The sequence below is a fragment of the Sphingopyxis sp. genome, from assembly GCF_035565275.1.
Classification (GTDB): Bacteria; Pseudomonadota; Alphaproteobacteria; order Sphingomonadales; family Sphingomonadaceae; genus Sphingopyxis.
Genome location: NZ_DATMST010000241.1, coordinates 1 through 12,480 on the forward strand (window position 1 = coordinate 1; position 12,480 = coordinate 12,480).

A 12,480-nucleotide genomic window follows, 5' to 3' on the forward strand; every position below is an offset into this window, starting at 1 on the left:
GCTTCCCTCGTCCCGACTTATGGAGTATATGACAGCGATGTCAGATTTTCTTCCCGCGCCCGCCAATGCAACCCTCGCCGGTCATGAGGTCTCGCCCATAGCCTGGGGCATGTGGCGCTTCGCCGGCGTCGACGTGGCGGCCGCCCGCGCGCGCATCGACGCTGCCCTCGAGGCCGGCGTCACCCTCTTCGACACCGCCGATATCTACGGCTGCGACACGCCGGGCGGCTTCGGCTCGGCCGAGGCCTTGCTCGGTGACGTCTTCGCCGAAGCGCCGGGCCTTCGCGACAAGATGGTGTTGGCAACCAAGGGCGGCATCATCCTGGGCGTGCCCTATGACAGCAGCGCGCCCTATCTCACCTCGGCGATCGACATTTCGCTGAAGCGCCTGCGCACCGATCATGTCGAGCTGTGGCAGATCCACCGTCCCGACCTGCTCACTCACCCGCAGGAAATCGCGCGCGCCCTCGAAGAAGTGCACCGCGCCGGCAAGGTCGGCGCGATCGGCGTTTCGAACTTCACGCCGTCGCAAACCGCGGCGCTCGCCAAATTCCTCCCCGTTCCGGTGGTCAGCCACCAGAGCGAATTTTCGCCCCTCCACTTGAATCCGCTCTTCGACGGCATCTTCGACCAGTCGATGGCCGAAGGCATGAGCTTCCTCGCTTGGTCGCCGCTCGGCGGCGGCCGGCTGGGCGATCCGGCCGACGAGCGCAGCCAGGCAGTCGCCGGATTGCTTGACGCAAAGGCCGCCGAATATGGCGTCTCGCGCGCCGCCGCGACCTGGAGCTGGGTGATGGCGCATCCCGCGCGCCCGATCCCGATCGTCGGCACGCAAAATGTCGGGCGCATCCGTGAAATTCCGCAGGCCTTCGCCCCGCGCTGGACGCGCGCCGAATGGTATGCGGTGCTGCAGGCATCGATGGGGGAGACACTGCCATGACCGACCGCTCGTGCGAAGTCAGCTGGTTTTCGGCGCTCTGCGACGACGACTATGAATTCCTCGGCGTTCCCGACCCGATGCTCAAATCGAGCTGGGAGCATTGCCGCGACATCGTGATGCAGGCGGATGCCCAAGGCTTCGACAACATCCTGCTCCCCTCGGGCTATGCACTCGGCATCGACACCACCGCCTTCGCCGCCGCGATCGCAACGATGGTCAAGAATATCCGCCTCTTGATGGCGGTACGCATCGGCGAAAGCTGGCCGCCGCAACTCGCGCGCCAGATCGCGACGATCGACCAGATTCTCGGCGGCCGCCTGACGGTCAACATCATCTCCTCCGACATGCCGGGCGAGACGATGGACTCCGAACCGCGCTACCGCCGCACGGTCGAGGCGATGCATATCCTCAAGACCCTGCTGAACGGCGAGGCGCTCGACCATGACGGCGAGTTCTGGAAGCTGAAGCTCGAACCCGCGCGCGTCGGCACCGTGTCGGGCAAGGCGCCGCCGCTCTATTTCGGGGGCTTGTCACCCGCCGCGCGCGACGCCGCCGCGAAGGGCTGCGACGTTTTCCTGATGTGGCCCGACCGCGAAGAGGTGGTGAAGGAGATCATCGCCGACATGACCAAACGCGCCGCCGCTTACGGCCGTACGCTCAAGTTCGGTTACCGCGCGCATATGATCGTGCGCGACACCGAAAGCGAAGCGCGCACCGCCGCCGACCGCCTGCTCTCGAAACTCGACGCCGCCAAGGGCGCCGAGATCAAGGCCAAGTCGCTCGATTCGCAGTCGTTCGGCGTCAACGCACAGGTCGCGCTCCGCGAAGCTGCATCCGACGATGGCTATGTCGAGGACAATCTCTGGACCGGCGTCGGCCGCGCCCGCTCGGGCTGCGGCGCCGCGATCGTTGGCGATCCCGACCAGGTGCTGGCGAAGCTGAACCGCTATCAGGACATGGGAATCGAAGCCTTCATCCTCTCGGGCTACCCCCACGCCGCCGAAGCCGATCTCTTCGCGCGCCACGTGCTGCCCAAGATGAAGCACGGCCCGCTGGAGCTCTAGGAACTCGTCACCCCGGACTCGATCCGGGGTCCATGAAGGCAAAGGCTGTCTTCGCGGTCATGGATCCCGGATCAAGTCCGGGATGACGACAGTGTGCGGGAGGATACCCCGCCTCCACGTTTGAGACGTAGGAGAGAAGGAGGCGGGGCGAGCGCGCTTAAGCAGCGTTCGCCTTGCCTGTCGATGAACAAAAGATCTTATCCCGCCCAGACCTGCGCATAAAGCATCGCCATCTCCTCCGTATCGGGCACCCGCGGATTGTTCGCGGGCGATCCCGACGCCGCCGCCTGCGCGCACATCGTCGGGACCAGCGCGTCCCAGCGCTCTGCGTCGATGCCCCACGCCGCCGGTCCCGGCACCTCGAGCTCGCGGTTGAGCGCCGCAAGTTCGTCCAGCAACCGCGCCACCGCCGACTGATCACCCTCGGCTTCGTCCGCCACCCCCATCGCCCGCGCGCAGTCGGCATAGCGGTGTAGCGCCGCCGGCGCCGACCATGCCGTCACCGCAGGCAGCAGCATCGCGTTCGACAGCCCGTGCGGCACATGGAAATGCGCGCCGATCGGCCGGCTCATCCCGTGCACCAGCGCGACCGAACTGTTCGAAAAGGCGATCCCCGCCTGCGTCGCGCCCAGCATCATCGCCTCGCGCGCGGGGGCGTCCATCGGATCGCTGCACACGCGGCGCAGGTTCGGCGCGATCGCGCGCATCGCGAGCAGCGCCATGCCGTCGCTGAACGGGTTCGCGCGCTTCGACACATAGGCCTCGATCGCGTGTGTCAAGGAATCGATGCCGGTATCGGCCGTCAGCCGCACCGGCTTGGTGAAGGTCAGCTCATAATCGACGAGCGCCGCGACGGGCAGATACGCCAGCCCGGGGCACAGCATCTTCTCGTCGGTCGCCTCGTCGGTGATGATCGTGAAGCGCGTCGCCTCCGACCCCGTACCCGCGGTCGTCGGAATCGCGATCACCGGCAGCCCCGGCGCGTCCTGCACATGCGGCGCCTTGTAATCGGCCATCGCGCCGCCGTGCATCCCGAGCAAGGCAATCGCTTTCGCGCTGTCGAGCGGGCTGCCGCCGCCGAAGCCGATGACGCAGTCATGATCGCCCTCGAGCAGAAACGCGACCCCCGCATCGACCGACGCCACCGTCGGGTCGGGCACCGTCTCGGCGAAGACGCGCGAGGCAATTCCCGCCGCCGTCAGACCATCGGCCAGTTCGGCGACGCGCCCGCTGCTCACCAGCCAGCCATCGGTGACGATCAGCGGTCGCGACAGCCCCAGCGCTGCCAGCACCTCGGGCAATTGCTTCGAAGCCCCGCCGCCGACACGAAAGATGCGGGGCAGGGCAATGCTGGCGATACTCAACGGACCATCTCCTCGCCGCATCCTAAGACGGGATTCAGGCCGCGACAATCCCGTCGAACAGCGCGCTGTCCGCCGACCCCGCGCGATAAAACACCGGCGGCTGCCCGAACGGCGCCGCGACGGTCGCATCGCGACCGCCCCGGCAAGTCTTGCCCGACCACACATGCACCCATTCCGCCCCGGCAGGCAGATAGGTCGTCCACTCATGCTTCCCGGCCGCAATCACCGGCGCGACGAGCAGTTCGGGTCCGAGCAGATAGCTCGTCTGGATCGCATAGGTTGCCGGATCCTCTTCGAAATGCAGGAACAGCGGCCGCTGCACCGGCAACCCCGTCTCCGATGCCTCCTTCGACAAGCGCCGCAAATATGGCGCCAGATGCGCATAGACCCGCGTCATCTTCGCAAAATGCGCGAGCAACTCCGGATCGTCGTCAAATTGTACATTCTGCCGCGGCCGGTTGCCTTCGTGCGTGCGGATCATCGCAGTAAACGCCGACATCTCGGCCCAGCGCATCGCGAGTTCGGCATCGCGCGTGGTGTCGAACAGGCTGGTGTAGCCGCCGCAGTCGCTGTGATGATGCGCGTTGCCCAGCATTCCGGCCGACAGCGCGGCGCAGATCACCGTGCCGATCCCGTCGTGGCGGCTGAAATCGACCGCCTGGTCGCCCGCCCACAGCATCGGGCAATGCCCCTGCACGCCGGTGGCGCCCGACCGCATGAACACCATCATCTCGCCCGTCTGTCCGCGCCCGGCGATGCCCTTTGCATTGACTTCGCTCCACAGCGCCGGCCAGCGATTATGCGCGGTCATCCCGCTCTCGCCATTCGCGAGCCGCACGTCGACCGGCAGATATTCGCCGAAGTCGGCCATCCAGCCCGACAGCCCGAAATCGATCATCTTCTCGCCGATGATCGTCTCGGCGAACCATGCCGCGGCAGCGGGGTTGGTGAAATCGACATGCCCGCAATCGAACTCGCCGAAGTCAATGACATAGGGCTCGTCCTTGTCGGGGTGCATGACCATGAAGCCCTGCGCCGCCGCTTCGGCATAGAGCGGGCCGTCGACCGCCAGATAGGGGTTCACATAGCCCAGAAACCGGATTCCGCGATCGCGCAGCGCGGCAATCCGCGCCGGCAGTTCGGGGTAACGTTCGGCGTTCCACTGCCAGTCCCAGAACAGCCGGTTGCCGAAGCTGGTGATGCGCAGCCCCACCCAGTCCTCGCACCACAGCCCCGACACCGCGACCCCGGCGTCCTCATAGGTCTTGAGGCGCGCAAAGCTGTTGTCGCCGTCCTTCAGCCCGATGACCGCGCCTTTGAGCAGCCATTCGGGCAACGGCGGCTGACGCCCGAAGCGCTCTGACAGCGCCGACACCAGCCCGGCGAAGCGCGGCCGCGCCCACAATTCGATCCTTGCGGGAATCTCCCACACCTCGATTTCGTGATAGTCCTCCGCCCGGAAATCGAACGCCGCATAGGCAAAGCTGTCGACATGCAACGCATAGCGCCGCGAGCTGACGAAGGTCGGCTGCGGATAATTGGTGTGGGCATAGCTGCCGCCGCCGCCCTTGCGATGCGCCTCGACCTGCCGGAACAGCTCCGACGAAGGATCGCGCCCGACGCCCGGCTCGCTCGACCACAGCGGGAAATGCCGCCCGCGCAAATCGAACCAGGAGAATTGCTCGCCGCCGCCCCACACATGTTCGCCGGCTTCGGCGGGCACGCGCAGCCACAGCCGGTTGAGCGCCGGGTCGAGCGCCTTCAGCGCGATCACCGCGTCGTTGTCGTCCCCCGAAACCGTCGCCTCGAGCACCCACGGCGACCCCGCCGCCGCGGCAAAACGCACAACATTGTCCGCAACCTCGACATGCCCCAGCGCGACCCGCTCGATCACCTCTTGGCTCACGTCGAAATGGCCGAGCTTCGAATGGACGTGCGGCACTCCGCGCCCGACAAAGAAACAGGGCGCCCCCGCGCCGTGCATCAGGATCGTCTGTCCGCCGAAGCGGAGCGCAAAGCCGGTATCGAGCGCATCGAGCGCCATGGGGAGGATCCTTTCGAGCTTCTTCTAATATCCTCCCCGTGCCGAAGCCATGGGGAGCGGGACCGTTCGCGAAGCGAATGGTGGAGGGGCGGCGACGTCGCGCTGATCGCCCCTCCGTCAGCGGCTTCGCCGCTGCCACCTCTCCACCGCTACGCGGCAAGGAGGATTTACCGTCAGAAATTCACCCGCCCGGTCACCCCGAAATAACGCTCGGCGTCGCGCGGCGTGATCTGGCGCATGAAGCTCGTGCCGTTCGGGATGCGCTGGGTCACGAAATGCTTGTCGGTCAGATTCTTGACGATGAACGACAGGCTGTATTTGTCATTGTCGGTGCTCACGCGAACCCCGGCGTCCCAGATCGCATAGGCGTTCTGGAACGCATCGGGATTCTGGTTGATGTCGAACCGGGTCCGGCTCTGATAGACGAGCGAGCTGTTCAGATCGACGTTGAATCCGTCGATATTCAGCGGCAGGCGCCAGTCCATCGTCACCGTGCCCTTGTATTTCGGCGCAAAGGGCAGGGGCTTGCCGTTGATCGCATCGGCACAGGTCACTGCGGCGCCCGCCGGGCAGATGAACTGGTTGATGTGCGCGTCGGTATAGTTGAAGCCGCCCGACAGCGACAAATCGTCGGTGATCGCGGCATTGAAGTCCATTTCGATCCCGCGCGTCGACACCGTGCCCGCGTTCGTCAGTCGCGTGACGACCTGCCCTGCGACGAGGTCGAGGAAGTTCGCCTGATAATTGTCATATTTGGCGTAGAAACCCGCGATGTTGAGCGTCAGGCGGCGGTCGAACAGCCGCGTCTTCAGCCCGACTTCATAGGCGTCCGACTTTTCGGGATCGATGCGGCCGGTATCGCGCGCCAGCATGTTGAAAAAGACGTTGAGCGCCGGGCCTTTGTAGCCACGCGTATAGGTGGTGTAGGCAATGATATCGTCGGTCACGTCGTACTGCAGACCGGCGTTGCCCGACCAGCCATTGTCCTTGATCGAACCCGCCGAAGCGAAAGCCGGGTTCACGCCCGAAAACGCCGTCGTTTGTGTCGAGGTGCGCGCGAAATCATAGCTGACCTTGTCCTCGGTATAGCGCAGGCCAAGGATACCGCGGAACGCGTCGGTGAAATTGAGCGTGCCCTGACCGAAGGCCGAATAACTCGTCAACTTCGTCGTGAAATCGGCATTGCCCTCGTTCGTCGTGTAGGTCGACGATCCCGGTGCGCACGGCGTCAGCCCGCCGACGGTCGGCAACGTCGACGCGGTGCAGGCGGTGACCGTGCGGTTGAAGAAATCGACTTCCTTCGTGTGATAATAATAAAGCCCCGCAACATATTCGAAAAATTGCGGATTGGACGATGCGATGCGCAATTCCTGCGTGAACTGGTCGAATTTCAGGTCGCCGCGATCGTGCGACAGGACATCGCCCGCGGCGGTGCCCGTGTTGACATATTTCGGGGCATCGGACCGGAAATCGCCGTCGCGCTGCTGGAAATTATACCAGTGCCGGTACGCGGTGATCGAGGTCAGCGTGACCCCGCCGAGGTCGAGGTCGATCTGCCCCGATACGCCGCTGTTCTTGTCCTTCGTGTAGGGATCTAGGTCGTTATCGATATCCTTGTTCTTGCCGTCGAGTGTCAGCGGCGCGAGGCTTGGCACGAATACCGCATCGTTGAATGCCGACGAAAAAACGGTGCCGATGCTGTCGGCAAAGCCGTTGTCGCTGTTCTTCGAATAATCGGCGATCAGCGTGATCTTGAGGTTGTCGGCCGGCTCGGCGATCAATTTGCCGCGCACACCCCAATGTTCGTAACCATTTACCTTGTGGTTGTTGAACACATTGCGGCCGTTACCGTCATATTGCGACCAGAAGCCGGTGAGCGAGGCGCGGATGCCTTCGCCAAGCGGGCCGCCGACGCTGCCCCGGATGCGAACTTCATTGCCCTCGTACCATGACGCATCGATATACCCGCCCAGCTCGTTGCCGGGCTCGCGCGACACGATGTTGATCACGCCTGCGCTCGCATTCTTGCCGAACAGGCTGCCCTGCGGTCCGCGCAGCACTTCGATGCGCTCGACGTCGAGGAAGTCGGACGTTTGCTGGCCAGTACGGGCATAGACGACGCCGTCGATGACGGTCGAAACCGATGGTTCGACCCCCGACGAAAAACTGATCGTGCCGACGCCGCGGATCGACAGCGCCGAATCCTTGTTGGTGTTGCCCTTGCGGAAGGTCAGCGTGGGAACGCGCTGGAACAATTGCTCGGCCGAATTGACGTTGCCGCGTTCAAGCTGATCGCCCGACACGACCGATATCGCAACGGGCACATCCTGCAAATTCTGCTCGCGCTTCTGCGCGGTGACGACGATGTCGGTCGAAGCGAAAGGTGCATCGGCTCCGGTTTCCTGCGCTTGGGCAGGGGCCGCGAAAGCCGCGGCGCCAAGCGCCGACGACAGGAACAGCGTCAGTTTATACGTCGAAAACTTCATTTCATCCTCCCCAGAGGCCACAGCGGATCTGCGTCCGCTCATGCGTCGAGTAGGAGGCCGGGCACGCCCCCTAATATCTACTCATTTGATTGATAATATGGTCAATCCACCAGCGTAGGGATGCGCGGCAAAAACATATCAGTCCAATCGAGAAATGTCGGTATGTTATGTCCAAATACTATGGCTTGAGTGAGGTCGAAGATGCGCACACGTCGCTCCGCGCGGCTATTGCCGATCGCGGAGACCGGCGATAGCGTCGACGCATGACGCGCGCTCCATCGGTCATGATCCTGGGTTGCGGCCGGAGCGGCACATCGATTTTCGGCGAGTTGTTCGATGGCCTCGATGGGTATGCTTATCGGAGCGAGCCATCGTTCGACGTGGTTCTGGCTGCCGATTATGGCGTGCCGCAGGCGTTCAAGGTCCCGCGCGAAAGCGATGTTCATCCGGCAAGGCCGGGCTTGTCCTTTCCGCTCGATCGCTTTTTTGAGGCTGTGCCGGACGCGCGATTATTCTGGATCGTGCGCAATCCGCTCGACGCCGTTTGCTCGTTGCGGGTCGGGATAGCGCAACAATGGGGCATCATCCGCGACCGCCCGACTGGAAGGCCTGGCTGGCGCGGCCGCTGGTCGCGCAATGCGCACATCACTGGGACTTCCTCAATCGCGCGGGTTATGCGCAGGTCGACCAGCGCGCGACGCTTGTCCGGTTCGAGGACATGATCGCTGATCCCGGGCAATTTTCGGCTGCGATTTGCGGCGAGCTGGGGATTGATCCCGGCCTCAACGCCGCGCATCTGGCGCGATGGTCGAGGCGGGTGCAGAACAGCAACAACAAGGACTTCATAGAAGCGCAGACCTCGCGGGGATATTCGCGGCCCGATCATCTGGTTCGCATCGACCGCTGGCGCGAGAATCTGACCAGCGACGAGGTCGCTGCGATCTGGGATATCGTCGGCGAGACAGCGCTGGCGATGGGCTATTCCGCGCCGGTTCGCAGCCCCGACTGAGCTCCCATGGTAGGGGTGTCTGTTTTCGACCGGTGGCTGCCAATTCATTCAACGTCACCCCGGACTTGATCCGGGGTCTATGACTTCAGCGCCGCGGTGGATCCCGGATCAAGTCCGGGATGACGAATGGCGGCTTCCCACCCCAAGGCTGACCTATGCGGGTCGAATCGACTGCCTATCTCGATGCGACCACCCGTTTGACATGCGCAAGACACGCCGCCGTCTCCCGCTGTACATCGGCATTCAGCCACGCGACGATTTCGGGCGTCGGCCCGATATCTGGCTCGAGCAACGCGAAATCGAGGTTGACGGGCGGGGTGATCCGGCGGACCGCGACCCCCAGCCGGTGGAAGCGCGGCGCGCTGAACGGTTCGGCGATCGACACGCCCAGCCCGGCCTCGACAAACGCGTATAATATCTGCGAATGCTGCGTCTCCAACCGCCGCGACACGCTGATGCCGGCATCTTCCAGCGCGGTGTCGATGCCGGTCCACAGCGCATCGGCCTCGTGCATCGGGCCCACGAACTCCTCGCCCGCCAGATCGGATATCTCCACCCGCGCGCGCGTCGCGAGCGGGTGGTTGGCGGGCAGTATGCACACATATTCGGCGCGCGCGAGGGGGGTCGAGCGAATGCCTTCGCGCCCCTGCATATCGACCCCGACACCCAGGTCGGCCTGTCCCAGAAATACCCGCTCCTCGATCGCGCGCTGGCCAAGCGATTCGACGATGATCTTGATGTCGGGATAGAGGATGCGAAAGCGCGCGATCACCGCAGGAAGGATCGCCATCGCGATCGCCGCGAGCGCCGCGATCCGAACTGTGCCCACTGGATGCGCGCGAATGCGCCGCGCCGCCTGATCGAGCAGGTCGAGCCCCGCATAGCTTCGCCGCACCGCTTCATACAGCGCCTGCGCCTGCGCTGTCGGATGCACGCGCGCGCCGCGCCGGTCGAACAGGCGAAAGCCGACCGCGCGCTCCATGTCGGCGATCAGCCGGCTCACCGACGGCTGGCTGATGTTGAGCATCGACGCGGCGGCAGTAATGCCCCCGCTCATCATGACGGCGCGAAACGCCTCGACCTGTCTCATCCGCATCGGTCATAGCATAGACGTATGATTGGCGGATGCAATTCGATTGGATGCGATGGATGATGTTGCGCTACGCGGCACTTTGGCAAACATCGGGAGAGTGAAGATGGATTTCTCGGCCCAGCGCGAACAATTCGCCACCGAAGGCTACGCGGTCTTCGAACGCATCCTCGAAGGTCCGCTACTCGACCTGCTGCGCGCGGAATGCGGCCGCGTCATAGAACGCGAGGACGCCCGCCTCGACGCGCTCGGGGTCGAGGTCGACGGCATCAGCCACAAGGGCAAACGCTATTTCGCCGGCGAATGCCAGCGCCGGCAGCCCGATCTCCGCAACATGTTGTTCAGCGAGACGATGGCAGACATCTGCCGCGCGACACTCGGCGGCGACGCTTATTTCTTCTACGACCAATATGTCGTGAAGGGCGCGAGCGAAGGCATGCCGTTCAGCTGGCATCAGGATTCGGGCTATGTCGTCGGCAACGGGGGCCCTGCTGATCACAAGCCGTATCTGACCTGCTGGTGCACGCTCGACGATACCACCGTCGCCAACGGCACCGTCCGCATCCTGCCTTTCTCGCAGGCCCCCGAAACGCGCGACGGCATCGTCCCGCACACCCGCCAGCCGGGCAGCAACGACCTCGTGGGCTATACAGGCGACGGCGAGGGCGTGACGCTTGAGGTTCCGGCGGGCAGCGTCGTCGCTTTCTCCAGTCTTGCGCTCCACGCGACCGGATCGAACTCGACCCCGAACATGCGCCGCGTCTATCTCGCGCAATATTCGCCCGAACCGATCCTCAACCCCGGCACCAACCACCTCCGCCGCAACGCGATCGCCTTCCTGCGCGGGGGCAGCCAGGTGACCTTCAACTAGAGGAGCAGGCCATGAACGCGCGCCCCCGCATCGTTGCCCTCGGCGGCAACGCCACCGCCGGTGGTTCGGCCGAACGCCTTCTCCGTCACGCGCTCATGCGCTGCGAGGCGCAAGGAGCGGAGACAATGCTTTTCGCGGGCGAGGCGATCAACCTTCCGATGTACGCCCCACACCGGAGCGAGCGTTGCACGAAGGCACAGGCGTTAATGACCGCGCTGCGCGAGGCCGACGGCATTATTGTCGCCTCACCAGCCTATCACGGAACGGTGTCGGGCGTGGTCAAGAACGCGCTCGACTATGCCCAGGACCTCGTCTCCGACGCGCGACCCTATTTCGACGGCCGGGCGGTGGGGCTGATCGCGGTTGCCGGTGGGTGGCAAGCGGCGGGCAGCACGCTCGCGACGTTACGGTCGATCACCCATGCGCTGCGCGGCTGGCCGACCCCGATGGCGGTCACTGCCAATTCCAGCCAGACGCTATTCGATTCCGACGGCCTTGTCTTCGATCCGGGCATCGGACAGCAACTCGACATCATGAGCGACCAGACCATGATGTTTGCCCGGATGACGTCGCAATATGATGCGCGACGAACGAGCGGCCTCTGCAATTCGGCTGCCTGAGCCCGTCGCCCTCTGGCTCAGCGAGCCTTTTCCTCTCGCCACAATGGCCCGCTGACCGCGAGCCCTTGCTTTTCGAGCTGGTCGAGCACACCGCCCGTTTCGGCGAGTACGCGGAGCGGGACGACCGCCAGCGTGACACCGGTTTGCGTTGTGGCTTCGCGGATGGCATTGATCCATTGCTGGCGGAGCTCAACGCCGAAGCTGTCGCTTGACCAAGGCCAGCAACGCCCGAGCGCTTCCTCAAGCGGGTTGGTCATCACTGCCGGTACATTGAATTCAGTCCACGCCGCTCCGCGATCGGCGATGACCCCGGATCCCGCCTCGGTCGCGGTCATCGCTGCTTCGAGGCAGGGGATATGCGTCTCGGGTGCGGTCGCGAAAAGATTGTCGAGCATGTCCTCGCCGCGAACTTCCCCGACGGGGCGGGCAGGTATTTTCGTATGTCGCGCGGCCTTGCGGACGACGTCTGACGCGTCGTCGGCAGTGTCGCGATCGAACGCGAGACGCTTCGACAGCAGGTCAAACGCCGCCATCAGGAAATTCTGTCGCGAATAATCCTGGTCGAAACGCTTTTCGAGCGCGCGCAACCGGCCGAGTTGGCGCGCATCGAGATAATCCGCCGCGGCGCGCCCTTTCGGCAGCTTGGTGAGCCGGCCGCCGCGAAAGATGAGCCGGAAGATGTCGCCGGGCGATACTTTCGCCTTGGTCCCGAGGATGATGCGCTGGGCGCGTTCGGTCGCCCCCTCCAACCGTTCGGGGCGCCACGGCGTCGCTTTGGGGACTTCGGCGATCTCGCCGACGAGGACGATGATGCCCGCGTGCGTTTTGATCGTCCACATGGGGGCACCCGAACGGCGCGCCGTAACGACGATCTCTTCGTTTGCATCGGGCGAGGATGCGGCATCCTGCGCCCAGGAGGATGACGGCGCCAAGGCCGCAAGGCTTGCGAGCAGCAAGGAGAGAATACTCGTGATTTTCATGCGATGGCTCCG

The 12,480-nt window shown here is 64.3% G+C and carries 11 protein-coding genes; 5 read left to right on the forward strand and 6 right to left on the reverse strand.

From position 1 onward, the window contains the following. Nucleotides 1-37: 37 nt before the first annotated feature. Complete coding sequence (locus VN047_RS16460) at nucleotides 38-940, forward strand: aldo/keto reductase (RefSeq protein ID WP_325544610.1); 903 nt, start codon at nucleotides 38-40, stop codon at nucleotides 938-940. Continuing rightward, on the forward strand, nucleotides 937-2,004 hold the full coding sequence (locus VN047_RS16465; protein ID WP_325544551.1) for an LLM class flavin-dependent oxidoreductase: 1,068 nt from the start codon (nucleotides 937-939) through the stop codon (nucleotides 2,002-2,004). Before VN047_RS16460 ends, VN047_RS16465 begins: the two co-directional genes overlap by 4 nt. Before the next feature lie 197 nt (nucleotides 2,005-2,201). On the opposite strand, the gene VN047_RS16470 is transcribed toward VN047_RS16465, so the two are convergent. The 4 genes from VN047_RS16470 to VN047_RS16485 form a co-directional block, all read right to left on the reverse strand. After that, nucleotides 2,202-3,368 carry an iron-containing alcohol dehydrogenase gene (locus tag VN047_RS16470; RefSeq protein WP_325544553.1) on the reverse strand — a complete coding sequence of 389 codons (1,167 nt, stop codon included), beginning with the start codon at nucleotides 3,366-3,368 and terminating at the stop codon, nucleotides 2,202-2,204. Nucleotides 3,369-3,402: 34 nt separating this feature from the next. Continuing rightward, the gene (locus tag VN047_RS16475) at nucleotides 3,403-5,412 is read right to left on the reverse strand and encodes an alpha-glucosidase (protein WP_325544555.1); all 2,010 of its coding nucleotides are present in this window, start codon (nucleotides 5,410-5,412) and stop codon (nucleotides 3,403-3,405) included. A gap of 173 nt (nucleotides 5,413-5,585) precedes the next feature. Then, nucleotides 5,586-7,898 carry a TonB-dependent receptor gene (locus VN047_RS16480; protein ID WP_325544557.1) on the reverse strand — a complete coding sequence of 771 codons (2,313 nt, stop codon included), beginning with the start codon at nucleotides 7,896-7,898 and terminating at the stop codon, nucleotides 5,586-5,588. 101 nt (nucleotides 7,899-7,999) lie between these two features. Continuing rightward, on the reverse strand, nucleotides 8,000-8,344 hold the full coding sequence (locus tag VN047_RS16485; RefSeq protein WP_325544559.1) for a hypothetical protein: 345 nt from the start codon (nucleotides 8,342-8,344) through the stop codon (nucleotides 8,000-8,002). Nucleotides 8,345-8,472: 128 nt separating this feature from the next. On the opposite strand from VN047_RS16485, the gene VN047_RS16490 reads away from it, so the two are divergent. Next, complete coding sequence (locus VN047_RS16490) at nucleotides 8,473-8,907, forward strand: hypothetical protein (RefSeq protein WP_325544561.1); 435 nt, start codon at nucleotides 8,473-8,475, stop codon at nucleotides 8,905-8,907. 175 nt (nucleotides 8,908-9,082) lie between these two features. Here the strand turns inward: VN047_RS16490 and VN047_RS16495 are convergent, their stop codons facing one another. Beyond that, nucleotides 9,083-10,003 (reverse strand): LysR substrate-binding domain-containing protein, encoded by a 921-nt coding sequence (locus VN047_RS16495; RefSeq protein WP_325544563.1) that lies wholly within the window; start codon nucleotides 10,001-10,003, stop codon nucleotides 9,083-9,085. A 100-nt stretch (nucleotides 10,004-10,103) separates the two neighbouring features. Here VN047_RS16495 and VN047_RS16500 point away from each other — a divergent pair, with 100 nt between their 5' ends. Together VN047_RS16500 and VN047_RS16505 are read left to right on the forward strand one after the other, a co-directional pair. After that, complete coding sequence (locus tag VN047_RS16500; protein ID WP_325544565.1) at nucleotides 10,104-10,868, forward strand: phytanoyl-CoA dioxygenase family protein; 765 nt, start codon at nucleotides 10,104-10,106, stop codon at nucleotides 10,866-10,868. An 11-nt stretch (nucleotides 10,869-10,879) separates the two neighbouring features. Next, nucleotides 10,880-11,488 (forward strand): NAD(P)H-dependent oxidoreductase, encoded by a 609-nt coding sequence (locus VN047_RS16505; RefSeq protein ID WP_325544567.1) that lies wholly within the window; start codon nucleotides 10,880-10,882, stop codon nucleotides 11,486-11,488. Between the two features lie 17 nt (nucleotides 11,489-11,505). Here the strand turns inward: VN047_RS16505 and VN047_RS16510 are convergent, their stop codons facing one another. Further along, nucleotides 11,506-12,468, reverse strand: coding sequence for a TraB/GumN family protein (locus VN047_RS16510; protein WP_325544569.1), 963 nt, complete (start codon nucleotides 12,466-12,468; stop codon nucleotides 11,506-11,508). Nucleotides 12,469-12,480 lie beyond the last annotated feature (12 nt).

Bases quoted from the DNA above. Each gene is read 5' to 3' on its own strand.
- VN047_RS16460 (WP_325544610.1), top strand. From the start codon at position 38: ATGTCAGATTTTCTTCCCGCGCCCGCCAATGCAACCCTCGCCGGTCAT.
- VN047_RS16465 (WP_325544551.1), top strand. From the start codon at position 937: ATGACCGACCGCTCGTGCGAAGTCAGCTGGTTTTCGGCGCTCTGCGAC.
- VN047_RS16475 (WP_325544555.1), bottom strand. From the start codon at position 5,412: ATGGCGCTCGATGCGCTCGATACCGGCTTTGCGCTCCGCTTCGGCGGA.
- VN047_RS16480 (WP_325544557.1), bottom strand. From the start codon at position 7,898: ATGAAGTTTTCGACGTATAAACTGACGCTGTTCCTGTCGTCGGCGCTT.
- VN047_RS16485 (WP_325544559.1), bottom strand. From the start codon at position 8,344: ATGAACATCGCTTTCGCGCGGGACCTTGAACGCCTGCGGCACGCCATA.
- VN047_RS16490 (WP_325544561.1), top strand. From the start codon at position 8,473: ATGGGGCATCATCCGCGACCGCCCGACTGGAAGGCCTGGCTGGCGCGG.
- VN047_RS16495 (WP_325544563.1), bottom strand. From the start codon at position 10,003: ATGCGGATGAGACAGGTCGAGGCGTTTCGCGCCGTCATGATGAGCGGG.
- VN047_RS16500 (WP_325544565.1), top strand. From the start codon at position 10,104: ATGGATTTCTCGGCCCAGCGCGAACAATTCGCCACCGAAGGCTACGCG.
- VN047_RS16505 (WP_325544567.1), top strand. From the start codon at position 10,880: ATGAACGCGCGCCCCCGCATCGTTGCCCTCGGCGGCAACGCCACCGCC.
- VN047_RS16510 (WP_325544569.1), bottom strand. From the start codon at position 12,468: ATGAAAATCACGAGTATTCTCTCCTTGCTGCTCGCAAGCCTTGCGGCC.